Here is a 26,195-nt window from a genome sequence, read left to right as displayed (position 1 = left end):
TGAGAATCTAAAGTAGAGGTATATATTTAAAATAATCAGGTTTTTCTAATTACGATACCACGTCGTTCCATGAGGACCATCTTCTAAAACAACGCCAAGATTAATTAATTCATTTCGAAGCGCATCTGCTAATTCCCACTGACCTGCTTTACGAGCATCATTGCGTTTTTGATTTAGTGCTTCTATTTTTTCGTTACCAATTTTTTCAAATCTTGAAACACGGCACTGTTGAAGAAACGTAATAGGATTTTGTTGAAGAATTCCCAGGATTCCACCTAAAGAGCGTAATGTTGATGCTAATCCTTGCACTATTTTCATTTGTTTATTTTTTAATCGATTAATCTCACGAGCAATTTCAAATAAAACAGAGCAAGCTTTTGGTGTATTGAAATCGTCATCCATTGCAGAAAAAAATTGTATTGCAAAATATTTACCATTAGACGGAACAGCTTTTGGATCAGTTTCATGCAAGGAAATATAAAGTCGTTTTAAAGATGCTTTAGCTTGTTTAAGATTATCTTCACTATAATTTAATTGTTTACGATAATGACTAGCCATTAGAAAATAGCGTACTATTTCAGCATCGTAATGTTGACAAACGTTACGTATGGTAAAAAAATTGTCCAACGACTTAGACATTTTCTCTTGATTTACTATTACCATGCCAGTATGCATCCATACGTTTACATATGGACCTCCATAGGAACAAGTAGATTGTGCGATTTCATTTTCATGATGAGGGAAAATAAGATCTGAACCACCACCATGAATATCAAAATGATGACCAAGCTGTCGATTATTTATAGCAGAACATTCAATATGCCAACCAGGACGCCCATAACCCCATGGAGATGGCCAGCTTGGTTCGTCAAATTTTGACATTTTCCATAAAACAAAATCCATTGGATTTCTTTTTTCAATTGTTTCAGTGTGATTGCTAATTTGAAGGTGCTTCAAATTCCGGTTGGATAGTAATCCATAATTATTACTAGTTTCTACAGAAAATATAACATCGCCATTAATTGCTATATAGGCATGATTATTTTTAATAAGACGATCAATCTGTTCAATAATATCATTGATATAATCTGTAACACGAGGTTCTTGATCAGGATGAAGAATATCCAGTTGATCAAAATCCCTATACATTTCTTTAATCATACGTTGGACAAGTTTCTGAAAAGTTTCTCCATTATCGGCTGCACGTTGTATAATTTTGTCATCAATATCAGTAATGTTGCGAACATATTTCACTTCATAACCAAGATAACGCAAATAACGAGTAACAACATCAAATACAACAAAAGTACGTCCATGACCAATATGGCAGAAATCATATACAGTGATTCCACATACATAAATGCCAACTTTACCGACATGAATAGGTTTAAACTCCTCTTTCTTTCGAGTTAAAGTGTTAAAAATTTTTAACATAAATAGTTGAGCTATATAAAATCTATGTATCTTTTCAATGAATTAGTTAAGATTGATGGTCATTGATTTTATACCTTATCTAGTATAAAATTACCTGATTTTCAATCTAAATTGAGTCAGAGAATAACACTTTTAAAGAATTACTAGCAAGCTAAGTAAATTCTAAAAGAATGGTGCCATCTCAATAAGAATAATTTTTATTTCTAAATTAATTTTCGCGAAAATATTGAATCAATAAATATATTTCTATTTACTGTTGTATCGATTTGTGTTAAATCGTTCAAGAAAATTACTTTTGTCATATACACTATAATTATTAATCAATAAACAATATAAAAGCAAAAATTCAAAGCTTGACTACATTGTCAAAAACATAAGCAGTATCGCAAATAATTTCACCAAAACACAATAAAATTTCTTACAAAGGGAGAAAAACCATTCTTCTGATGGCATTAGAAGGTGAATCCTTATGTCAATTTTTTTCGTTGCTGACGTACATCTTTTAGTGAGGGAATCAATTGTTACTGCGAATTTTCTAAGTTTTTTAAAAACACGCGTAACCAATGCGGAAGCACTTTATATTCTAGGAGATTTATTTGAAATTTGGACAGGAGATGATGATCTAAATTCATTGCATTATAAAATTGCTATTGCATTAAAAACGTTAACCCAGCAAGGCACTCATTGCTATTTTCTTCATGGTAATCGTGATTTCTTGCTCGGTAAACGCTACGCTGCCATTTGTGGCATGGAATTGTTACCATCTGAACAACAGATAATTCAACTAGATAAAACTAAAATTGTAATACTGCATGGGGATACATTATGTACTAATGATAAAATTTATCAATATTTTCGTCATTTAGCGCGTTGCCTTTTTTTGCAACGACTTTTCTTGTTTTTGCCAAAAAAGATACGTCTATACATCGTTAATAAAGTGTGTACGCATAGTTCGCGTAAAAAAATTAATAAAACTAATCAAACCTTGAATGTTAACATTCAAGAAATTATGACTATAATGAATAAAACAAATGCAAAAATAATGATTCATGGTCATACTCATAGTCCTGGTGTACATTTTTTGTCCAAAAAACGCTGTCGGATCGTCTTGGGTGCATGGAGTAGCCTAGGATCAGCCATTGAGATTTCTTCTAGAAAAATCAAATTTCATATACTTTCATTTAAGTAATTAAATTATTAATTAACAATATTGCAGCATCTTAGATTAACTAATTTAACTTTGTTTTACAAAACATAAAATTCATAAAGATTATTAAACTAATTTTTAACCAAGGAGAGAAGTTACTTCGGTACTAACTTCTTCAATACTTTTTGTACTGTTTATGGTAAAAAATTTTACATATCCATTACTTGCTTCCTGATGATAATAATCAATTAGAAGTTTTGCTGTTTGATGGTATGTTTCTAGGCGTTTACGTATAGTTAACTCTTTATCATCGTTACGAATAATTAATGGTTCGCCAGTTACATCGTCCTTATTCCTTTGTTTAGGAGGGTTAAATCTTGTATGGTAAATTCGTCCTGAAGAAGGATGAATTAAACGACCAGCAGTTCGACTAATGATAAAGCTATCTGGTGCTTTAAACTCCAAAACGTAATCAACTATAATATTTGATTGCTTCATAGAGATTGCTTGAAAAAAGGTTCGAGGAAATCCGTCTATAAGGAATCCTCTACGACAATCTTTATGCTTAATAAACTTTTGAATTAAGGGAATAACTAGTTCATCTGTTACTAATTTTCCAGTATCCATAAAGTTTTTAATTTTTTTTCCAAACTTAGATCCTGAATGAACTGCGTCGCGAAGTATGTTTCCTATAGAAATTTGCGGAATATTATACCTGTCTGCAATAAATTGAGCTTGAGTTCCCTTTCCAACTCCTGGAGGACCTAATAAAACAATACGAACCATAATGCAATTCCATTCTTAATTTTTTAACTGATAAATTTCTATATCAATAGAAGGCTTTATACTGAATAAACAACAATAAGCTAAAATAGTTTTAAGAAAGAACCAGTTAGAACCACCGAAGTGATCAATAAATACACTCTTCTTAAAAGAAAGAATCACTTCAATGGAATTATAAATACCAAAAAAAATAAAAACCTTCTCGCAAGTCCTTACTAAAAACAATTACTGCTTTTTGTGACTTATTATTTTTAATTTTCAGCTCTTCTGTTAAGCTTAAAGCTTAGACTATAAATTAATCAATCTAAAAAACTGTAATTTTTCTAAAAAAATTTGTGCAAGATCAATACAAGTCTATTAGATCTTATCCTAAGATCTTTAATTACATTTAATTTTGCAGTTATTGTTAATAGTAAGTAAATTCTAATTTTTATTAAAAAATTAAGATTAGTTTTTTCTTTTTAAATTTATATAGGTTACTACGTTTACATTAACTACTCTACTGTATGATAAAATTATTACTTTAATAAGATGGTTTATTTTTTACCGAAAATAATTTTCTATAAGAATGTTGGTTAACATTAAGATTTTACAAGGTAGCGAAATATTAGTGCACGAGCAAGAGTACTGCCGTCGATCATTTCAATCTCTCCTCCTACTGGAACTCCTTGTGCAATACGGCTTACTTTTGTTGTATAATGTGAACACATTTCAACGATGTAGTTAACAGTTGCTTCTCCTTCTACTGTTGGGTTGGTGGCTAATATAATTTCCACAACGTTTTCATTATTAAGTCGTTCTTTTAATTTATGAAGACCAATATCTTCCGGTCCAACACCACTAATAGGTGATAAATGTCCCATTAATACAAAATATCGACCAGAGAATTGGCCAGTTTGTTCAATAAAACCGATATCTGCTGGTTTTTCCACTACGCAAATTTGTCCAGATTCCTTTCGTTTTGGATCACTGCATATTGAACAAATGGGTTGCTCAGTAAAAGTACGACATTCTAAACAATGTCCAATTTCTAGTATTGCACGAGTGAGCAATTTTGCTAAATGCATTCCGTTACTACGTTCATTTTTCAGTAAATAAAAAACCATACGACGTGCTGATTTTGGTCCAACGCCAGGAAGAATGCACAAAGCTTCTATCAGCTTCTCTAACAAGGAACTTGTTTGCATAAAAAAACTCTTTAGTGAGGCAGAAGAATAGGAAGAGGCTTTATGTATTTTGTATATAAAAATTTGCTGTGCTCATATTTTTGAAATATCTCTATTAAATTTTTACTTATATAGAACAATTTCGACTAAAATGATTCACAAGGTATAGATTTATCTTCATAAGATTGTTTGCCAAAAAGTTTTAAATAAAAAAAGAATAATGACCGTATTTTACATTTTACTTTTTAATTTAATTTTTAAAAAAACTACCTGTTTTTCTGTTTTTTCTTTTTCTAAGTTTTTTAGGATAATAAAAGTTTTTAGGATTTATACAATTATGCTGAAACACAGGCTTTCTCAGAAAGGGAGTATATCGCTTCTAGCATGTACAATATTATCCTCTGAAGTTAAAAACTTTCTTATTTTTTTCGGACGCCCTATTCCACTATTAATTTCTTTTAAAAGAAAGGTAGGTAGATATTTTACGTTTTTTATTTTTTGTTGTCTTCCTTAAGAAGAGATCCTTTAACCAATAAAGAATAAATCAGTGCATTATCAGTTAACGATCTCTTTAAAACTGATTTTATCGTTAAAAATTTAATAGAATTAGAATTGAAAGTTTCATCATTTTGTTTTCACTGTTCCAATTTAATTAATTTTTTTAAAAAAAACGATCAATAAACAAGAACACTACTAAATACCAATAATGGTTTATTTTACTTTTTTAATTAGTTGGTTTATCATTAATTTTTGGCAACGATAATGTAGAAAACTTAGCAACGGCCAACTTTGTTAATTATTGTTCCCTTTAATTATATTTTATCCTTGATAAAGGCGTCATTATACTGATTATTATTGTTTAATACAACTGTTTTTCGTCGTTTATGATAAGTAAATTATTATTGTTTATATTGGGTTTTGATAGCGTTGAGCTAACTGACAAAGCTCGTAGAAGGATCATTTCAACTCCAACTCGAGGATTTGGTGCAAATTGTAAAACTTTCCTCCCTGTAAGGATGGATTGATAATATAGGTGTAAGTCTTTTGATGAAAAACGTTCAGTTAAATTACTCAGTCGCTTTGCTCTATTAGACATATCTTCATTAATCAATTGCTCTGGAAACAATTGACCTAACGTTAATTGATGTAATAAAGATAATATTTCAATAAGTAAATTATCCCAATTTATATCACAGTCAGCAAACTGTGAAATCTTTTTTATTATTTCCTTTCCGTTGGCATTAGCTAACGCCTCGATGAGATCGAGCGGATGCTCATCATCAATCGAACCAAGAGCTAATCGCGTAGTGTGATAATTAATTTTGCCGTTTCCCATAGCAATAGCTTGATCAGTTAGACTAAGTGCATCTCGCATGCTGCCATTAGCGGCACGAGCTAATAATTGTAACGCATATGAATCAGTAATAATTTTTTCCTGTTTTAAAATAAAAGATAGTCGTTTGTAAATTTGTTTGACATTAAGTAGTTTTAAATGAAACTGAAGACAGCGAGAAAGAATAGTAATTGGTAGTTTTTTCGGCTCAGTAGTAGCTAATAGAAACTTAACATGTTTAGGCGGTTCTTCAAGATTCTTAAGCAAAGCATTAAAACTATATCGGGATAACATATGTGCTTCATCAATTAGATATACCTTAAAATTTCCATTTGATGGAGCGTATGGAACATTTTCTAATAATTCGCGAATTTCTTCAACTTTAGTTCGAGATGCGGCATCAACTTCAATCAAATCGACAAAACACCCTTTTTCAATTTCCTTACAATTAGTACAATCTCTGCATGGAGTAGAAGTAACACCACTTTTGCAATTTAATCCCTTAGCTAATAAACGAGCAATAGTAGTTTTACCAACACCACGCGTTCCGGATAACAGGTAAGAATGATGAACTCTATTTAAAGAGAGGCTATTTTTTATTACTGTCAAAATATGTTCTTGACCTATTACATCAGAAAATATTTGTGGACGCCATTTACGAGCAAGTGCCTGATAGTTCATAAGTTTTACTTCATTTTCATAAACAAATTTTCACTGTAAGTTGCATGTTGCATATTATATAATTCTATTGTTGACCTTATCTGTTTAGAATAAAGATGGTTTTTAAATAGAGATTCTGTGTCATAAGCTTTATTTAAAGCTCCAATTGGGATTATCTTTAATAGGGTTATTAATTTTTTGTGTATTTACAATGAATTAGTTACCTTTATAAGTATAAGTAATTAATAATTAACTTGTTTTTTTTGCTATTTTTAAATAAAAAGATTCAGAATACTAAATAGTTCCATTATAAATTACAACAATGTTTGAAACTTATTAGATTGTTATTTATTTTCTTCTTCTTAACAAATTTAATTAAAAATGAATATTTACTAATTTGACAAAAATATTATTTTGTTAACGAAGTAATAATATAGTTTAAAAAACTAAAATTTTTTCAAAAAACACGATAAAATTGTTTTACAGTAATGAATAAAAAATAATAAATACGCGTGCTAAACATTCTTTATCAAAAGAAGCCTGCATTTAGTATGCATATAAAAACGATACCTCATTTAATAAATGCGATGAAACTTTATTTCTTTGGTAATTTTAATTTGTTTTATTAAATCAAGAGTATGCGCTTTTTTTATTTTTAGAGAAATTTTTATCCCTAAAAATTAGTAGTATATCACCTAAAAAATAAAAATCATCATAAGAATTGATAAAACATGATTCGTTTTCTTGCAAAAAAGAGGAATTTTACCAAAAAAAAGGAAATTAATTTTCGTCAGTTTTTCTTTAGACTCTAAATTAATAAGAATTTTGACAAATTGCACTATATAAAAACGGAAAACTATTAAGATTCATTAAGAATTGTAAAAATAATTTATTAATCTGAAAGAAAATATTTTAAACACAGATCGGGATTTTTTCTTTTTACAAAGTAAAAAAAGTAAATCGAGAAGATATATTGTATTAATACTAACTTTATCATATAAATTTGAACGCAAAAATAAGTTATAATTTTCCTAACATATGGATATAAACAAGTTTTTCTTTTAATTAGAATTTCTTAAAGAAATTATCTTTAGCTGCTCTTCTCGGAAGAGCAAACATTAAGTTTTGCAAATAAAATCTCCATACATAATCTTTTTAAAAAGCTTTTTTAATTATTTAAGAATAAATAAATAGAAATTTTAGGAATTCAAGTAGAACATAGCTAACAGTTCTTTTCTGAAGAACTTATTCCAAACTATCTGAATCGTTATACCACAAGTAAATTTTATTCTATTAAAGTTAAAATAATAAATTAGTTATAAGCTATAGTAAAACATCCTAAAATATTTAGATATTTTGCTTACAAAAGCAACATCCTTTTTATCTCTTTTCCAGAATTTTGTTAAACTAAGAGTTTTTCTAGGCAAAAATATTTTTATTTTACTTTTAAAATAAATTTTTTAACAAAAAATTCATTTTAGGTTAACGACTTAACGTGTTTACATTAAGTAAGATTCTATTATCCATGACTGACATACAAGTTCAGGTAAAATTATCTAAATTTCAGCAGTGTTCTTTTTGTTTAAAAGAGGTTTGCAATTTTCCGAAAGAGGAGATATTAAATTTTTCGCTAGGACGTTTCTAAAATTTAATAAGTATTAAATTTTATTCAATTTACATTAAAAATCTTTTTTAGGGAATCTAGAACGATATAATCGTGCAATATGCATTGTTCTAATTTAAATTTTAAATAAAAAGTACACTATATTGCCATCCTTAATTATATAGTCTTTTCCTTCAAAATAAACTCTACCAGCTTTTTTTGCTCCATGTTCCCCTTTATAAAGGATAAAATCAGAAAAGGCAATTATCTTAGCTCGGATAAATCCTTTTTTAAGATCAGTATGAATTTTTTCAGCTGACTGAATTGCAGTAGTATTGATTGGTGCAATCCATGCACGTACTTCCTTTACTCCAGTAGTAAAATAGGTTTTTAAATTAAGTAATTTATAACTAGCAGAAATAATGCAATTTTGGAAAGAATTTTGTAGCATGAAATCTTCTTTATACTCTCTTCCATTATGTTTAGTATCATTATCAGGTTTCGTTTTGGCACAGACAGCGATTACTGAAGATTTTTCACGTACAGCAATATTGTATACTTCTCTTAAATAAGGATTATTATCAAATCCGTCCTGATTGACATTAGCAATATATAACATTGGTTTCAACGTTAAAAATTTTAAATGACGAATGGCATTTTTTTCTTCTTCTGTTAAGTTAAATAGACGCAGCATGCCGATACTGTTTAAATGAGAAAAACATTTTTCTAAAACTGACAGTGTAAACTCAGAACTGATATCAGAACTACTAGATAATTTTTTTATTTGTTGAATCGCTCGTTGACATGTTTCTAAATCTGAAAAAATTAGTTCAGTATTAACTATATCGATATCTCTCGTTGGACAGAGATGTCTAGTTTTATTGTTGTAAATAGTTTTGTGATCTTCAAAACAACGTATAACATGATTAATAATCTGAACTTTATGGATTTTTTTTAAAAAATGGTTTTCTAGCCATTTAGGTGTACTGTTTTTTATCAATCCAGAAATTTTAATAAATTTTATAGTTGCTGGCGAAACGTATTTTGGCTTAACAATTTCTGCTAGTTGATTTAAACGTGGATCAGGAATTATGATTGTACCGATATTTGGTTTTATTTTATAAAGCAAAAAATTTGCTATTTTGAGATTTTCTTTAATCAAAGAGTTAAATAATGTGGATTTACCTGCATTAGGTAGTCCGATGATACCACACTTAAAATTCATATCTCCTCACTGAGGAATCTTTATTTAATTAAAAATTGCTGCTATTTAGCAAATCAAATTTAGAAATTAAATCTTTAGAGTTCTATTATAGTTGCAGACTAAAATTTAGTATTTGAGCTTTGGATGGTAGTATGTAGTCGGTTCATTGTTTTTATAATTCCATGAAAAAATAGAGTTTCCGTACAATCTACTGCCTTTTTAATAGCATTCGTCATCAGTTGATAATCTATGAAGGTAGGCTTGCTGAGAACAAAATTTGAAACTTTGCTTTTTTCCCCTGGATGTCCAATTCCAATACGAAGACGATAAAATTGTTGATTATTTTTTAAACATGAAATAATATGTTTAAGACCATTATGGCCGCCGTGTCCTCCACCTAATTTTAATCGAGTTATACCTGGCAATAAATCTAGTTCATCATGTGCTACTAAGATCTCCTCTGGCTCTATTTGATAGAAGGTCGCCATTGATGCTACTGCTGTACCATTAAAATTCATAAAAATATTTGGAATTAATAAACGAATATTATAATTACCGATTGTTAACTGACCAGTGTAACCATAAAATTTGCTTTCACTTTTTAACCTTTCTTGGTAAGATTCTGCTAATAACTTCACATACCATGATCCAGCGTTATGTCGAGTAAAAGTATATTCAGGTCCAGGGTTAGATAATCCTGCAATTAATTTAATTTTCATAATGATATTATATTATTAAATAATTAGAGAAAAGAGCTCACGATTACACTAGTAATAATAATAGGGTTTATATTTTAATAGAAGTTTATGTTCTGCAGTAAAAATAGTTTCTTCAAAAATTAAAAAAAAGAATGTCTGGTATAGAACCTATTTAAGGTCCGAAGTAAAAACTAATATCCGAAATACTCTATATTAAATTTTAGAATTAAAAGTCTATAGTTTTAATTTTTAATTAAACCCTTCTTTCGCATGCAAACTGACTTAAAAGTTTAATGATAACACTGTTTAACTAATAAAAATAGTTATTGTAACCATAGGAGATCAGATTATCTTATCTCTTTTAGAGAGGGAGAATCTTTCTATTTCAAACTGTCAAAGTTGCGTAATGCATAGTCATTCAAGAGACCAATTAGCACTTTTGGTAAATTTAAATTAATTTTAAATTTAGTGCTTAAACATAGCAGAGATAGATTCTTCGTTGCTAATACGGCGAATTGCTTCAGCTAGCATTCCTGATAATGTTAATGTACTTACGTTTGTAAGTGTTTTAATTGATGAATTCAAAGGAATAGTATCACAAACAATTACTTCATCAATAACTGAATTTTTAATATTTTCATGCGCTTTACCAGAAAAAATAGGATGTGTAGCATAGGAAAGAACTCTTTTCGCTCCTCTTTCTTTTAAAGCCTCTGCGGCTTTGCATAAAGTATCTCCGGTATCAATTATATCATCCACTAATATACAGTCACGACATGCCACGTCACCAATGATATGCATAACCTGAGATACATTAATACGAGGGCGTCGTTTATCAATAATTGCCATATCTGTATCATTAAGCAATTTAGCTACCGCACGAGCGCGTACTACTCCGCCAATATCAGGAGAAACAACAATTGGATTTTCCAGATTTTTTTGTAACATATCTGCTAGTAAAATTGAACTTCCAAATACATTGTCTACTGGAACATCAAAAAAACCTTGAATTTGTTCGGCATGTAAATCAACTGTTAATACACGATCGACTCCGACACTTGATAAAAAATCAGCTATAACCTTGGCAGTGATTGGAACTCGTGCAGAGCGCACACGACGATCTTGACGTGCATAGCCAAAGTATGGAATCACGGCGGTAATACGGCCAGCAGAAGCCCGACGAAGCGCATCAATCATTACAATTAATTCTATTAAATTATCATTTGTAGGCGCACAAGTAGATTGAATAATAAAAACATCTCCACCTCTGACATTTTCATTAATTTGAACACTTACTTCACCATCACTAAAACGACTGACAGTAGCATTTCCAAGATTAATATATAAATGATTGGCGATACGCTCTGCTAGTTCCGGAATAGAATTTCCAGCAAAAAGTTTTATATCTCGCACAAGAAACCTTGAATGTTTCTTTAAAAGAAAAGAATGTGTTGTGACTTTAACATTAATAATGCTTATTGTACTATGCAATCATTGAGAAATCTCCTTAGTCTTTTTAATTTCTGGATAATTTTATTTTAAATACAGTAAAAGCTACATACATGAAGACTATTCAGCTATATTTCGAATATGTTGTATATCTATTGATGATAACAAAGAATGCAATGGAGAAATATTAACGCCTTTGGCTACAAAGCCATGAATCCATGCAGGCGCCTTTAGTAAAACCTTACGAGCATTTGCTTCAGTATCAAATTCAGCAAATACGCAAGAACCTGTTCCAGTTAATCGTGATGATGGAGCGTAATTCAAAATCCATGAAAGATAACGTCGAATTATGGGAAAATGTTTCGTTACAATAAACTCACAGTCATTATGAAATGGAGTATTCATGAGTTGAGCAAACGGTCGACGTGGAGTATTTCTTTCTAACTCTGGATTATTAAAAATATATGGTGTAGAAACATTAATCGGTGGGTTAAGAATCAAATACCATTTTTCTGCTGGAACTGCTGGAGTAAGACGTTCACCAATATTTTCTGCAAATGCTGCTTTTCCATATACAAATAACGGAATATCGGCACCAAGAGTTAATCCTAATTGAGCTAGGGTAGCAATATCCATCCCACAAAGCCAATAAATATTAAGAACTAATAAAACAGTCGCTGCGTTAGAAGCCCCTCCTCCGAGTCCTCCGCCTATTGGAAGGATTTTTTTTATTTTAATATCTGCTCCCAATTTTTTGGAATTTTTTTTCGATGGACAGTAACGCTGCAATAATCTTGCAGCACGAATAATAAGATTATCTTGCTCTTTTAATCCTTCTATCTTACTTGTTAAACGGATACGTCCATTTTTGGTTGGTATAATAGTTAGAGCATCTCCATAGTCAAGAAACTGAAACAATGTTTGCAAAAAATGATAACCATCTGCACGAAGTCCTGTAATATACAAAAACAAATTAAGTTTAGCTGGTGATGGCCATTCTTGAATCATCATAATTTCCAACTATCTATTTTTAGCTTGATTCGATTATTACCTTGTCTTAACTCTAAGCTAGACGGCAAAGTTACTAACGTATTCTCGTAATAGCCGTGGTAAACAACGGTCCAAAAGTATCCATTAACATCAGAATTCAAAACATATATAAGTCCATTAGAATTCAAAGTAAAATTAGTAGAACTTCCAGGTAGACCAATTAACCACTCACGTAATTCGTTGAGTGGTATAGGCATATTAATTAATTTTTGAAGTGCTACTTCTGGGTTGCTGCCAATATAATATTTTCCTTGATCGTTAATCAGTTGCACTGTTCCTTGATTAATATTTAAATCTAGTTCCGTGCTACCAAGCAAATTAGTAAGGATTAAACGATAACATTTATCATTTTTTTGCTGCCAATTAAATCGTGCAAAAACTTTCTTTTTATCGGAAAGAAAAGAGAGAGCACCACGAACTTGATAAGAGCTAAGTTTAGATAAAGATTGTTTATGAAGTTTCCACTTTTCAGATAGGATTTGATTCCTAATTGCTTCTGGGGGAGTATACATACTACAGGAAACTGGAAATAGAAGACACAAACAGATTATAATATAACTATATCCAGACATCACTTCAATCTTCCTTTCAATCATTATAAAGCAATTAAATTTTTATCTATGCCGAAAGACTCTGACTTACTTTGTTTATTTTACTAATCTATGTTGCGCATTTTCAATAAGTGTCTTAGTGAAGACCTATTACTATAGTGTCGCTAGTACAGCTCTTTTTAGAACCAATTTTTAAAGTAAAAACAAAGGATTTAAAAAATTATATGTCTATATTGCTAGTATATATGTTAATAATTATTTTAATTTTCTTGTCTTCCCTTAAGGGAATTAAGATTAAATTACTAAATTCATAAAAACATTTATTCAAATTTACTAACTAAAATTAAACTAATAGTAAATTTAAACAGTAAAATTTATTTATAATTTCCTCTTAAAGGAAAGGATTTTTAGCTTTTTAGAAAAATTTTCTCTTTAAGAGAGAATACTTGATATTAAATACTTTAATGATAAGAACTAGATATATTTCTCATTTCATGAGGAAAATTTATTTTAGAAGTAAACTATTTTTTCTAATTTATTAGAATTTTCTCTATCGAGAGATTTATGTTAAAGTGTAGTGATGCGTTCTTTATTAGCTCTAATCTTAATTGTTTGTATAAAATGCGCAAGATAAATACGAGAACTTTTGATGATTGTTTATTTCCAACAAACTAGTGCGATATTTTTTTTGAATCTAAAATCAATTTAGAAGTTTTTCAGTTAAAAACGTTTCAAATGCATTGAAAAATAATTAATGATAGATTAAAAATGCTTTAATTGTCTAATTAAGACAATAAAGTTTAATCTTCTTTTTAAGAAAAATTTTTCTACAATCTATTTTTATAGAAAATAAAAATCTATATTTTACGCATAAAACTATAATTAGTACGTTTTAATAAACGTCTGTAAAAATAAGGATTCATATTTATGAAATACTCAGTGATTACCAAATTAAATGCACTGAGAAAACGCTGTAAAGAAGTGGAAATTTTACTTCGCAAGCCTGAGGTTATATTTGATCAAGTTAGCTTTCGTACTTTATCAAAGGAATATGTACGTCTCTTTGAGATCACTTGTCACTTTAAGAACTGGAAACAAACAAAAGAAAATATTCGCATTGCGAAATATTTGCTGCAAGACCCAGAAATGAAAGGTATAGCTCAGGAAGAAATATGCATATCTAATCTAAGATTAGAACAGATTGAAAATCAACTACGAACACTGCTGTTACCAGAGGGTAAAGATGATAAACGAGGTTGCTTCTTAGAAATTCGCGCTGCGACAGGGGGCAATGAAGCGGCTCTTTTTGCAAACAATCTTTTTCGTATGTACAGTCGTTATTTTGAATCTAAAGGATGGAAAACAGAGGTTATAAATATAAGTTACGGCGAGCGGGGTGGTTTTAAAGAAGTTATTATCAAAGTAGCTCATAAAGGTGCATACGGATTACTGAAGTTTGAGTCTGGTGGTCATCGGGTTCAACGAATACCAGAAACTGAGTCGCAAGGACGTGTTCATAGTTCTACTTGCACCGTAGCAGTAACTCCGGAAATGCAAAAAGTTGAGTTATTAAAGATTAATCCAGGAGACTTACGTGTTGATACATTTCGATCTTCAGGCGCTGGAGGACAACATGTTAACACTACTGACTCTGCTATACGTGTTACTCATCTGCCTACTGGACTGGTAGCAGAATGCCAAGACGAACGCTCTCAACATAAAAATAGAGCTAAAGCTTTGGAAGTGTTAGGCTCACGATTACGCGCCGCTGAAGTACGAAAACGACAGCAAGAAGAGTCAACTACACGTCGTAACTTACTTGGTAGCGGCGATAGATCAGATCGAATTCGCACTTATAATTTTCCACAAGGAAGAATAACAGATCATCGTGTCAACCTAACCCTTTATAAATTAAATGAAATAATCGATGGGAAGCTAGATATCCTAATTCAGCCTCTTATTCAAAAATATCAATCAGATCAGCTTGTTTTGTTATGTAAGAATTTATGATGACCTGAAAAGAATGGCTCGATCAAGCTACGTTTCGTTTGCTAAGATCGTTAAGTCCTAGTCCCAAATGTGATGCAGAAGTTTTATTAATGAAAGTAACTGGCGCGACACGTGCTCATCTTCTGGCTTTCAGCCAATCATTAATAACAACTAAACAAGGCAATACGCTTGAAATGCTACTAAGTCGACGGGAACAAGGTGAGCCCATCGCTTATTTAATTGGAGAACGTGAATTTTGGTCTCTTTCATTAAGAGTATCGGTAAGTACTTTAATTCCACGTCCAGAAACTGAGCATTTAGTTCAATGTGCACTAAATTTATCATTGCCAATTTATACTAAAGCATTAGATTTAGGTGCTGGCAGCGGCGCAATTACATTAGCGTTAGCTGTAGAACGGCCTAAATGGAATATAGTTGGCATCGATCGGTTATCCGAAGCTATAAGTCTTTGCCGAGCTAATGCTTTACAAATAGGAGTGAAAAACGTTCAATTTTATAAGGGAGATTGGTTCAAATTCTTGAAAAGAAATTTTTATCACCTCATTGTAAGTAATCCTCCTTATCTTAAGGAGGGCGATCCTTTCCTTACGCAAGGCGATGTTCGTTTTGAACCGCGCGAAGCTTTAATAGCGGGTAAGGATGGATTAAAAGATCTAGAGTTTATTTCTAAATACGCTAGGGATTATTTAAGAAAAGGAGGTTGGTTAATTTTGGAACATGGATGGAAACAAGGACCATCTGTCCGAAGAATGTTCTCTAAATTTGGATTTGAAAAGGTTAATACAATAAAAGATTACAGCGGTAATGAGAGAGTAAGTCAAGGAAAATGGATGTTTAATAGATAAAGAAAGACATCGAAAATAAAAGAATAATTTATTATTAATAGTAATAAGTAAAGATAAAAAAAGCGTAATGCAAGATTTTGCCATAAAATCAATATACTTTCTCATTCTTTCACTAAGAATGAATATCTAATTGCTAATTTTTCATGCAATTAATATGAAATTACTAAAAGTAAAATTATATATTATGGGTATAAAGTATATCGTTCACATGATGTGAATGATATTCAATATATCAAGAAAGGTCTGAATAACTCAAATAGAATAGTTATTGTTTATTTAAATTAGAAATAGTAGATCAATAGAACTTAAAATGAAGCATATTATAGTTAATATTGGCGAGATTCAAGTAGCTAATAACTTTCCCTTCGTACTATTTGGTGGAATGAATGTATTAGAATCGTGTGATTTAGCAACGCAAATTTGCGAACATTACATTAATGTAACAGAAAAACTAAAGATACCTTTTATTTTCAAAGCCTCATTCGATAAAGCTAATCGTTCATCTATTTATTCCTATCGTGGACCAGGATTAGAAAAAGGTATGAAAATTTTCTCTCATTTAAAAAAGAGTTTTAAGGTAAAGATAATAACCGACGTACACGAGCCAAATCAAGTGAAAAGTGTAGCAGATGTGGTAGATGTAATTCAAATACCGGCATTTTTAGCACGACAAACTGATTTAGTTAAAGCTATAGCGCAAACTAATGCGGTAATTAATGTGAAAAAACCACAGTTTATTAGTCCAGAACAAATTGGTAATGTTGTTGAAAAATTCCGTGGATTTGGTAACCATCGACTAATTTTATGCGATCGTGGGAGTAATTTTGGTTATGATAATTTAGTAGTGGATATGTTAAGTTTTAATATAATGAAAAAAATCTCCGGAGGTTGTCCGGTAATTTTTGATGTTACTCATGCATTACAAATACGTAATCCACATGATGTAGTTTCAGGAGGTCGCCGAGAACAAATATATGAGTTAGCACGCGCTGCCATGGCAATTGGAATTGCTGGTCTTTTCATTGAAGCACATCCAAACCCAGAAAACGCTAAATGTGATGGCCCCTCAGCTTTACCACTTATTAAGCTTGAGTCGTTACTACAACAAATAAAAGCAATTGATAAATTAGTAAAATCATTTCCAGAATTCGAAAATTGACCGAAACTAATCTAGTAATAAACTTATACCAATTCATGTAAAATCAAAAGTAATAGATTTTTGCGTTTGCAGTAAAACATCTTAACTTTTTAGTTATTGAAAATAAATCTGATCAGTTTATAAGCTATTTTTCCCAAAAACTATCAAAAATTGTTATTGGTAACCTTCTTTTGTGTTCGGTTAATCGATACTGATTTTCGATCATATTTGCCTGGTCAATATTGATACATTTTCCTTCTAAATAGTCGTCAATTACTTCATAAGTAATATTCATGTCCTCTTCATCTGAAAGAGCAGGACGGTTGTCTTCTAGATCGGCAGTTGGTATTTTTAAATAAAGATGATTGGGGCATTTTAAATACTTTAATAAACTTTGCCCTTGTCGCTTATTTAGTCTGAAGATTGGATTAATATCAGTACCTCCATCTCCATATTTAGTAAAATACCCTGTTATCGCCTCTGCAGCATGATGAGTGCCTACTACTAAACCAGCAGTCATACCGGCTATACTATATTGCACTTTCATGCGTTCTCTTGCTTTCTCATTTCCTTTCACATGATCATTTAACGTAATTCCTGCTGCATATAGTATAGCTTCACTGGTTTGAACAGCTTTCTTAATATTGATTGTTATCACCTTATCAGGTTGGATAAATTTAATTGCGTCTAAGCAGTCTGTTTCGTCTATTTGCCTTCCATAAGGAAGACGAACTGCAAAAAATTGATAATCCGTAATATGAGTTTCCTGTCGTAACTCATTAATTGCTTGCTGGCAAATCCTGCCTGTCAATGTTGAGTCTTGTCCACCACTAATTCCGAGAACGAGTGTCCGTATGAACTGATGTTTCTTTAGATACTTTTTGAGAAACTCAACACTGATACGAAATTCGATTGCTGGATCAATTTTTGATTTTACACCTAAAATTGTTATAATTTCCTGCTGTTTTGACATGTATTTTCCCTTGAAAAGGAGCGTAACTTCACTATTTATTTGTTGATAAATATGGTAGAAGTAATTGCTAAAGTTCATGAAACTTACACTAGCATTATTTAATGTCAATTAAATTATTATCTAAACAGATTAATTTAGATCAAAATTTATTTTCACATTACCTGTTGTTAGTAATGAAATTAGATTCATGTATTTGACATCAACAACTAACTTAATTGAGAACGATCAAATCGTAATCACTAGGTAATTTTTAATAAAAAGTAGAAATAAAGCTTTGTATTTATTTATATATAAAACATAAGTCAAACCAAAAAAAAGAAATTGTAATTTTTACTAAAAACAAATTTTCTAAAGTCAATTTATTAAAATTGATAACAGATCTAGTATCAGTTTAGATTAAAAATAAAAAAAATTATTTAGGATTATTTTAAGTTTTTATTTAAAAAAATTTGATAACTAAAACAAAAAAAAGAAGATTTAGATCTAAATTTTTGTCAACATTAATTAACGTTAGCAACTAAAAGTCGTATTTTAATTAACGCAAGTTAATTCAGTCGAAATTGAAAGATCGTTTTTCTAAAAGAAGCTAATTTTTAAAAAAATTGTATTAATACGTCCTATCACAATTAAAAAATAGATTATCTTAATTAAAAGATTAAGAAAACTTTTTCTTCTTTTAAAGAAGCTTGTTTTTTAATGTTAAAAATTTTTCTTGGTTCATCAACTTTCTTTTAGTTTTTTATTTTGTCCTAAAATAGAAAGAGCGTATAATTTTAACTTTTTAATTAACTTTTTTATATTTTGTTTTTGAAGATCAGGAAATACTACTACGGAATATGTGCTATTTCCATTTTTTCTTTAAATGGTTTTTCATCATATTGTATATGAATAAGTAGTTTATTACGTTGTGCAGTATAACGACATTAAAGTATATTTATAATAAGCTAGCGTTTGATAATTTGATTCAATAACTTTACTATGAGTAATAAGAAACTTAATTTAACGCGTACTAACTAGTACAGATTTAATTCATTATTGATTAAATCGTCACACTATTTTTAATAAAAAATAAAGCCTTTTGTAATCTTAACTCATACTGGTTATTATTACCATTAAATGATACAATCTAAGGAAACTTTATGCCAGTTATAATTCTCCCTAATGGAAGTCAGCATAGGTTTGCTTATCCCGTTTCTATCCTTGATATTGCTAAACAGGTTAATCCTGATTTAGCTAGAGGTTGTATTGCTGGTCTTGTTAATGGAAAACTAACGGATGCTATCGATATAATTGAATCCGATTACGTTCAACTCGTTATTATTAACTATAAAGACGACGCTGGATTAAAAATTATTCGTTACTCCTGTGCACACTTGTTAGGATATGCGATTAAACAATTATGGCCAGAGGCTAAAATGGTCACTGGATCAGTCATAAATAAAAGGTTTTATTACGACATAGATCTTGATTATAACTTGGCGCAATCGGACCTTTGCTTGTTAGAAGCAAAAATGAAAAAGTTAGCTAGCAAAGCTTACGCTATTAGAAAACAAAAGGTTAATTGGAAACAAGCTAGAGAAATTTTTCTAGCACGAAATGAATGTTATAAAGTTGCTATTCTTGATCAAAGCACTAACCCTAACAATAGTCTTTCGCTATATTATCATAATGAATATGTTGAAATATGCCGAGGTCCACATGTACCTAACATAGGTTTTTGTCGTTTCTTTTCTCTGCAAGAAGTTTCCAGCATTCATTGGTTAAAAAATAAAGAAAATAAAATTTTGCAGCGTATTTATGGTATGGCGTGGAATGATAAACAACACTTCAACGCGTATTTACATTCTTCAAAAGAAAGAATAGAGCGTGATCATCGTAAGATAGGTAAACAGCTTGATTTATATCATATTCAAAAAGAAGCGCCAGGTATGGTTTTTTGGCACAACAACGGTTGGATTATATTTCGAGAACTAGAAACTTTTATTTGCACGAAACTTAAATCTTATTCTTATCAAGAAGTAAAAGGTCCTTTCATGATGGATCGAATCCTGTGGGAAAAAACTGGGCATTTAGAAAGCTATGTTGAAAACATATATATCACTTCATCAGAAGATGAAGAGTATTGTATTAAACCAATGAATTGTCCAGGGCATGTGCAAATTTTCAATCAGAGCTTAAAATCCTACCGTGACTTACCGCTACGAATGGCAGAGTTTGGTAGCTGTCATCGTAAGGAGCCATCCGGTTCATTGCATGGTTTAATGCGTTTACGCAATTTTACTCAAGATGACGCTCATATTTTTTGCACCGAAGAACAAGTTTGCGATGAAGTTGATAATTGTATTAGAATGATATACGATGTGTATGAAACATTTGGGTTCAAAAGAATTTCAGTAAAGCTATCTACCCGTCCAGAAAAACGCATTGGAAGCGATGAAATCTGGAATAAAGCAGAACAAAATTTAATTACCGCACTAAAAAAAAACAATATATCTTTTGGATATCAATACGGAGAGGGGGCTTTTTATGGTCCAAAGATTGATTTTACTCTTCTGGATTCTCTAAATCGAACCTGGCAATGTGGTACGATTCAACTTGATTTTTCATTACCTATTCGTTTAAATGCTACTTATATAGGAAAAAATAAAGAAAAATTGATACCAGTAATGATCCATCGTGCTATTTTAGGTTCGATGGAACGTTTTATTGGTATTCTTACAGAAGAATATGCTGGCTATTATCCAACTTGGTTAGCTCCAGTGCAAGTCGTTGTAATGAGCATCACTGATGATCAGTCTGAGTATGTTAAAAACATTACAGAAAGATTATCTTTAGCTGGTATTCGAGCAAAAGCAGACTTGAGAAATAAAAGAATAGGATTTAAAATTCGTGAACATACATTACTACGAGTACCTTATATGCTTATTTGTGGAAAAAAAGAAATAAAAAATAAAAAAGTTACCGTTCGTACACAGCATAATAAAAATCTAGGCGATGTTGACGCTGAAGAAATTATTGCTAAGATAGCAAGAGAAATATTCAATCGAAATCTTCATCAGTTGGAGGAATAGAATATTAAAGTTGGAAAACGAGTTCAAACAGTGCGTTCCAATCGTATCAATGAAGAAATCCAAGCTTTAGAGGTTCGTCTAACTGGCGTCAATGGCGAACAAATTGGCATTGTTATGCTTCATGAAGCACTTAGAAAAGCCGAAGAAGCAGGCTTTGATTTAGTTGAAATTAGCCCTAATGCTAAACCTCCAGTTTGTAGAATTATGAATTATGGAAAATTTTTATATCAAAAAAGCAAATCTGCTAAAGAACAAAGAAGAAAACAAAAATTTATTCAAATCAAGGAAATCAAATTCAGGCCTAACACTGATGAAGGAGATTACCAAGTAAAATTACGTAGTTTAATTCGTTTCTTAGAAAATGGCGATAAGACAAGAATTACTTTACGCTTCCGTGGGCGTGAAATAGTTCACCAACAAATTGGTATCAAACTTCTTAATCGCATTCGAGACGATTTAAGCGAACTTGCAGTGGTAGAATCTTTCCCTTTAAAAATTGAAGGGCGTCAAATGACAATGGTTCTTGCGCCTAAGAAGAACAGTAACTTAAAAAAAACATTATAGCATCAAGGTGTATGAATATACATGTTAAAAATTAAAACGGTACGTAGTGTTGCAAAACGCTTTAAAAAAACAGCTTCAGGTACTTTTAGGCATAAACGCGCTAATATGCGTCACACTCTAACAAAAAAACCAACCAAACGAAAACGTCATTTACGTTCAAAATTTTCGATCTCCAAAGGAGATACGATTTTGATCGTCCGTTGTCTGCCATATATATAACTGTTAATTAGCTTAAACTAATTGGGATCTTAAGAAAAGAAGGAAGGGTAAAGAAAAATGACCCGTGTAAAGCGAGGCGTAGTGGCACATACACGCCACAAAAAAGTTCTAAAAAAAACAAAAGGTTACTATGGCGCACGTTCTCGTGTTTACCGTACTGCATTTCAGGCACTTATTAAAGCAGGACAATATGCTTATCGTGATCGTCGCCAGAAAAAGCGTCGCTTTCGTCAGCTGTGGATCCTTCGCATTAACGCTGAAGCTCGTAGGAATGGAATATCTTACAGTAAATTTATTAACGGTTTAAAGAAAGCTTCGATTAAAATTGATCGAAAAGTTCTAGCAGATATTGCTATTTCAGATAAAAACGCTTTTTCTGTCTTATCTACCAGAGCAAAAACTACCTTGATTTAAATTATTTCTAATAATTTTTTTGCGTTTTCGCTATGTTATTAATCTATTTATATTCCTATAAGCTTTAGAAAGAAGTGAATCATAGCTACTCTCTTGATAAAGAGGAGAAATGACATGTCGAAAATAAAAATTTTTGTTAAAATAAAAAGAAGTGTGAGTTTCTAATTTAGAAAAAAGAAAAAAGATTTGCTCTTCAAAAATTTTCCTTTTGAAACAGTTTTTAAGAATTAAATGTTAGAACCTATCTAAAGCTAGATATCTTTATCATTTTAAATAAAAAAATCTTTATGTTGCTTTATAAATTGTTTGTAAATCAATGCCTATTTGAAGAAATAAAAATTTTCATTAACTTATAGACGGCTGTTAAAAAAATGTCTTTCAAATGGAATAAACAAAAAAAGATTAAAGAATGATGACGGTGCTCCCTATAGATATAGTCAAAAAAGCTAAAATAGAGATTGAACGTTCTTTAAGTAAAGAAACACTAGAATTAGTACGTATTAAATATTTAGGTAAAAAAGGACACTTCGCTAAACAAATAACAATATTGCGAGATCAATCAATTGCTAAAAAAGAGCGTGCAGTGATTGGATCAATGATTAACCAAGCTAAACGAGAAATATTGCAAGCAATAATAGATCGCAAGGAAAAGTTAGAAAAAATCAGGTTAGATACATTTTTAGCTAGAGAAGCAATAGATATCTCTTTACCAGGGCGTGATACAGATATTGGCAGTTTGCATCCAATATCACATACAATTGCTTGCCTTGAAAGTTGTTTCAGTAAACTAGGATTTACAATAGTCTCTGGACTTGAAATTGAAGACAATTATCATAATTTTGATGCCTTAAATTTTCCATCTAATCATCCTGCACGCACTAGTCATGATACTTTTTGGTTTGATAAAAATCGATTACTTCGTACTCATACTTCTGGTATGCAGATTCGCATCATGAAAACACAAAAACCACCAATACGTATTATTTCTTCAGGCAAGGTATATCGCAATGATTATGATCAAACTCATACGCCTATGTTTTATCAAATGGAAGGATTAATTGTTGATGTAAACATTAACTTCAGTAATTTAAAAGGAACATTATGTAATTTTTTACACAGTTTTTTTAAAAAAAGTCTACAGATTCGTTTTCGCCCTTCTTATTTTCCATTTACTATGCCTTCGGCTGAAATTGATATAATGAAAGAAAATGGTCGTTGGCTAGAAATATTAGGATGTGGAATGATTCATCCAAGTGTATTACATAACGTTGGTATCGATTCAGAAGTTTATTCCGGTTTTGCTTTTGGTATGGGTATAGAAAGATTAACAATGCTTCGTTACGGTGTAACTGATCTCCGTTCTTTTTTTGAAAATAATTTACGTTTTCTTAAACTATTTAAATAATAAAATATAATCTAATTTATGAAGTTTAGTGAACTCTGGCTACGCGAATGGGTTAACCCAGCTATCAATAGCAAAACATTGGGACATCAACTTACCATGCTAGGTTTTGAAGTGAACTGCGTTAATCCTGCTTCTGGTCAATTCGCTGGGGTAGTAGTTGGTTTAATAATAGCGTGTCAGCGACATGCTACTATTAAGCAGTTGTTTGTTACTAAAGTAGATATCGGGAAAAACCATTTTTTGAATATTGTTTGTAGTGCTTCCAATTGTCGTACAAATTTAAGAGTTGCCGTAGCTACTGTTGATGCTACACTTTTTTCCTTAGGTAAAAAAGATAAAACTGATACTACTTTGGTACACGGAGAACCAACAGAGGGTCTACTTTGCTCTTTTTTTGACTTAGGAATTACAAGTAACCATAACGATATTATCGAGCTGCCAGAGGATGCACCGATTGGTCAAGATATTCGTACATACCTGAAAATGAATGATAATATCATTGACATTAACGTAACACCAAACCGTGGAGACTGTCTTAGTTTGTTAGGGATTGCCCGTGATGTAGCAACATATAATCGACTTCCATTATTTATGCCAACCATCAAAACAATTTTTCCCCAAGTTAGCACTAAATTGTCTGTTTGTATTGATCCTAAAACAAAAGATGCTTGCCAAAGTTATGCAATACGGGTAATAGAAAATATCAATGTTAGAGCTAACACTCCATTATGGATGATTGAAAAGTTACGTCGTTGTGGATTACAGTCAATCAATGTTGTAAAAGATATCTCTAACTATGTTTTGTTAGAACTTGGACAGCCAATAAGTGTTTTCAATAAAAATTATATTGAAGGAAATATGGTGCTACGTTATTCTCGTTTGGGCGAGTCATTTACTCTCCTTGATCGTAGTAATATAACGTTATTTCCAAAGACACTGGTAGTTGCTGATCAGCGTCAAATTTTAGCAATAGCAGGAGTTTCTTTTGTCAATGCACCATTTAATATTAGTCTGAACACTCAGAACATAGTACTATCGTGTGCTTCTTTCAATCCTTTAGTCATTACCAATGGTGTCCGTCGTTATCAATTATGGAATGATGATATATTGCATCGCTATGAGCTTGGAATAGATCCAATGATACAGCATTATGCTATAGAGCGTGCAACCGAACTGTTAATAACAATTTGTAATGGTAGACCAGGTCCAGTTTTCAGAGCAAAGATTCCAAGTGCAAATTTGAAACTAAATTCAATAACTTTAAGAAAAAAAAATCTTTATCGTTTAGTTGGTCATTTTATTCCAGATAAAACAGTAATTGATATTCTTACTCGCTTAGGTTTTCAAGTTGGCTATGTTGAACATGGATGGAAAGTGATAACACCAAGTTGGCGTTTTGATATATCTTTTGAGGAAGACTTAATAGGAGAAATCATACGGATGTATGGATATGATTTGATACCAAATATTCCAATATGTACTAGTTTACTGATGTCATCGTGTGATCATGAACCAGTTTTTCCATTAACACGAGCGAAAAAATTATTAGCGGATCGTGGATATAGAGAAGTTATTACCTATAGTTTTGTCGATGTAAAGAAACAGACACAACTACACCCAGAACAAAAATCAATGGCACTACTTAATCCAGTCTCTAAAAATATGTCAGTTATGCGTTTATCTTTATGGACTGGACTTCTCGCTGTTGCAACTTATAATCAAAATCGTCAGCATCGACGAATCCGTTTATTTGAAAGCGGCTTATGTTTTATTCCTGATGACAAAGCCAATTTAGGTGTTCGTCAGGATCTTATGTTATCCGGAGTTATCAGTGGACCACGATTTAATGAGCATTGGAGTCAATCGAACCGTTTAGTAGATTTTTATGATATTAAAGGGGATCTTGAGGCGATATTTAATCTTATTGGAACATTAGAAGATATTGAATTTAAGAAACAAAGTCATCCAGCTCTACATCCAGGACAGAGTGCTGCAATTTATTTAAATAATAACATTATTGGCTTTGTTGGTGCTATTCATCCTATGCTTGAAACAAAACTTAATTTGACTGAACAGACATTAATATTTGAGTTTTTATGGGAAAAAGCTGAAAAACGCAAAAAACTTTGTCAAGTAAATGATATTTTACGATTTCCTATCAATCGACGCGATATTGCTTTAATAGTAGCCTCTGACATTCCTGCAGCGGACGTAATTAGAGAATGTAAGAAAGTTGTCAAAAATCAATTAGTTGAAATAAATTTATTTGACGTATACCAAGGAAAAGGAATACCAAAAGGATTTAAAAGTTTAGGTATTAGTTTAATTTTGCAAGATTCTTTTCATACTTTGGAGGAAAAAGAAATTACTATCATTGTTAATAATTGTGTTGCGGCGCTAAAAAAAAGATTCCAAGCTTCATTAAGAAGTAACCAATGCGAAGAGAGATAGGAACTTTTTGTTTAAAAAATTCGTTGA

18 protein-coding genes and 2 pseudogenes are annotated in these 26,195 nt (G+C 31.1%); 10 read left to right on the top strand and 10 right to left on the bottom strand.

All coding sequences use genetic code 11. From position 1 onward, the window contains the following. Nucleotides 1–45: 45 nt before the first annotated feature. Entirely contained in the window at nucleotides 46–1,434 is a 1,389-nt protein-coding gene (gene cysS / locus JK145_RS01265) for a cysteine--tRNA ligase (RefSeq protein WP_220665054.1), read from the bottom strand. 469 nt (nucleotides 1,435–1,903) lie between these two features. Here cysS and JK145_RS01260 point away from each other — a divergent pair, with 469 nt between their 5' ends. Beyond that, nucleotides 1,904–2,623, top strand: coding sequence for a UDP-2,3-diacylglucosamine diphosphatase (locus JK145_RS01260; RefSeq protein ID WP_220665053.1), 720 nt, complete (start codon nucleotides 1,904–1,906; stop codon nucleotides 2,621–2,623). Between the two features lie 96 nt (nucleotides 2,624–2,719). On the opposite strand, the gene adk is transcribed toward JK145_RS01260, so the two are convergent. The 8 genes and pseudogenes from adk to lolB all read right to left on the bottom strand — a co-directional run bounded on the left by adk (nucleotide 2,720) and on the right by lolB (nucleotide 13,099). Beyond that, on the bottom strand, nucleotides 2,720–3,367 hold the full coding sequence (gene adk, locus JK145_RS01255) for an adenylate kinase (protein WP_220665052.1): 648 nt from the start codon (nucleotides 3,365–3,367) through the stop codon (nucleotides 2,720–2,722). 578 nt (nucleotides 3,368–3,945) lie between these two features. Beyond that, complete coding sequence (gene recR / locus JK145_RS01250; protein ID WP_220665051.1) at nucleotides 3,946–4,551, bottom strand: recombination mediator RecR; 606 nt, start codon at nucleotides 4,549–4,551, stop codon at nucleotides 3,946–3,948. A gap of 886 nt (nucleotides 4,552–5,437) precedes the next feature. After that, nucleotides 5,438–6,544: pseudogene (gene dnaX, locus JK145_RS01245) on the bottom strand (DNA polymerase III subunit gamma/tau); the annotation flags it as partial. Nucleotides 6,545–8,262: 1,718 nt separating this feature from the next. Further along, entirely contained in the window at nucleotides 8,263–9,351 is a 1,089-nt protein-coding gene (ychF, locus tag JK145_RS01240; RefSeq protein ID WP_220665049.1) for a redox-regulated ATPase YchF, read from the bottom strand. A 98-nt stretch (nucleotides 9,352–9,449) separates the two neighbouring features. Continuing rightward, the gene (gene pth / locus JK145_RS01235) at nucleotides 9,450–10,052 is read right to left on the bottom strand and encodes an aminoacyl-tRNA hydrolase (protein WP_220665250.1); all 603 of its coding nucleotides are present in this window, start codon (nucleotides 10,050–10,052) and stop codon (nucleotides 9,450–9,452) included. 441 nt (nucleotides 10,053–10,493) lie between these two features. Then, entirely contained in the window at nucleotides 10,494–11,441 is a 948-nt protein-coding gene (locus JK145_RS01230) for a ribose-phosphate pyrophosphokinase (protein ID WP_220665048.1), read from the bottom strand. A 156-nt stretch (nucleotides 11,442–11,597) separates the two neighbouring features. Continuing rightward, the gene (gene ispE, locus JK145_RS01225; protein ID WP_220665249.1) at nucleotides 11,598–12,485 is read right to left on the bottom strand and encodes a 4-(cytidine 5'-diphospho)-2-C-methyl-D-erythritol kinase; all 888 of its coding nucleotides are present in this window, start codon (nucleotides 12,483–12,485) and stop codon (nucleotides 11,598–11,600) included. Continuing rightward, nucleotides 12,485–13,099 carry a lipoprotein insertase outer membrane protein LolB gene (lolB, locus tag JK145_RS01220; RefSeq protein ID WP_220665047.1) on the bottom strand — a complete coding sequence of 205 codons (615 nt, stop codon included), beginning with the start codon at nucleotides 13,097–13,099 and terminating at the stop codon, nucleotides 12,485–12,487. Before lolB ends, ispE begins: the two co-directional genes overlap by 1 nt. Nucleotides 13,100–14,005: 906 nt before the next feature. Between lolB and prfA the strand changes: the two genes are divergently transcribed. The 3 genes and pseudogenes from prfA to kdsA all read left to right on the top strand — a co-directional run bounded on the left by prfA (nucleotide 14,006) and on the right by kdsA (nucleotide 17,092). Continuing rightward, on the top strand, nucleotides 14,006–15,088 hold the full coding sequence (prfA, locus tag JK145_RS01215; RefSeq protein WP_220665046.1) for a peptide chain release factor 1: 1,083 nt from the start codon (nucleotides 14,006–14,008) through the stop codon (nucleotides 15,086–15,088). 23 nt (nucleotides 15,089–15,111) lie between these two features. Beyond that, a pseudogene (prmC, locus tag JK145_RS01210) lies at nucleotides 15,112–15,933 on the top strand (peptide chain release factor N(5)-glutamine methyltransferase); the annotation flags it as partial. A 310-nt stretch (nucleotides 15,934–16,243) separates the two neighbouring features. Next, nucleotides 16,244–17,092 (top strand): 3-deoxy-8-phosphooctulonate synthase, encoded by an 849-nt coding sequence (gene kdsA / locus JK145_RS01205; RefSeq protein ID WP_220665045.1) that lies wholly within the window; start codon nucleotides 16,244–16,246, stop codon nucleotides 17,090–17,092. 124 nt (nucleotides 17,093–17,216) lie between these two features. Here kdsA and nadE read toward each other — a convergent pair whose 3' ends face one another. Further along, nucleotides 17,217–18,044, bottom strand: a complete 828-nt coding sequence (gene nadE, locus JK145_RS01200) for an ammonia-dependent NAD(+) synthetase (protein WP_220665044.1) — start codon at nucleotides 18,042–18,044, stop codon at nucleotides 17,217–17,219. 1,139 nt (nucleotides 18,045–19,183) lie between these two features. Between nadE and thrS the strand changes: the two genes are divergently transcribed. The 6 genes from thrS to pheT all read left to right on the top strand — a co-directional run bounded on the left by thrS (nucleotide 19,184) and on the right by pheT (nucleotide 26,168). After that, nucleotides 19,184–21,115 carry a threonine--tRNA ligase gene (gene thrS, locus JK145_RS01195; protein ID WP_220665043.1) on the top strand — a complete coding sequence of 644 codons (1,932 nt, stop codon included), beginning with the start codon at nucleotides 19,184–19,186 and terminating at the stop codon, nucleotides 21,113–21,115. 3 nt (nucleotides 21,116–21,118) lie between these two features. Beyond that, on the top strand, nucleotides 21,119–21,679 hold the full coding sequence (gene infC / locus JK145_RS01190) for a translation initiation factor IF-3 (RefSeq protein WP_220665248.1): 561 nt from the start codon (nucleotides 21,119–21,121) through the stop codon (nucleotides 21,677–21,679). A gap of 21 nt (nucleotides 21,680–21,700) precedes the next feature. Further along, nucleotides 21,701–21,898, top strand: coding sequence for a 50S ribosomal protein L35 (rpmI, locus tag JK145_RS01185; RefSeq protein ID WP_220665042.1), 198 nt, complete (start codon nucleotides 21,701–21,703; stop codon nucleotides 21,896–21,898). A 57-nt stretch (nucleotides 21,899–21,955) separates the two neighbouring features. Continuing rightward, complete coding sequence (rplT, locus tag JK145_RS01180) at nucleotides 21,956–22,312, top strand: 50S ribosomal protein L20 (protein WP_220665041.1); 357 nt, start codon at nucleotides 21,956–21,958, stop codon at nucleotides 22,310–22,312. 412 nt (nucleotides 22,313–22,724) lie between these two features. Then, nucleotides 22,725–23,717, top strand: coding sequence for a phenylalanine--tRNA ligase subunit alpha (pheS, locus tag JK145_RS01175; RefSeq protein ID WP_220665247.1), 993 nt, complete (start codon nucleotides 22,725–22,727; stop codon nucleotides 23,715–23,717). A gap of 18 nt (nucleotides 23,718–23,735) precedes the next feature. After that, nucleotides 23,736–26,168 carry a phenylalanine--tRNA ligase subunit beta gene (gene pheT, locus JK145_RS01170; RefSeq protein ID WP_220665040.1) on the top strand — a complete coding sequence of 811 codons (2,433 nt, stop codon included), beginning with the start codon at nucleotides 23,736–23,738 and terminating at the stop codon, nucleotides 26,166–26,168. The last annotated feature ends 27 nt before the right edge of the window (nucleotides 26,169–26,195 follow it).

This window comes from Sodalis sp. CWE (genome assembly GCF_019646055.1).
Classification (GTDB): domain Bacteria; phylum Pseudomonadota; class Gammaproteobacteria; order Enterobacterales; family Enterobacteriaceae; genus CWE.
Note: the sequence above shows the minus strand (reverse complement) of the source record. Positions and strands in the feature narration are given on the sequence as shown.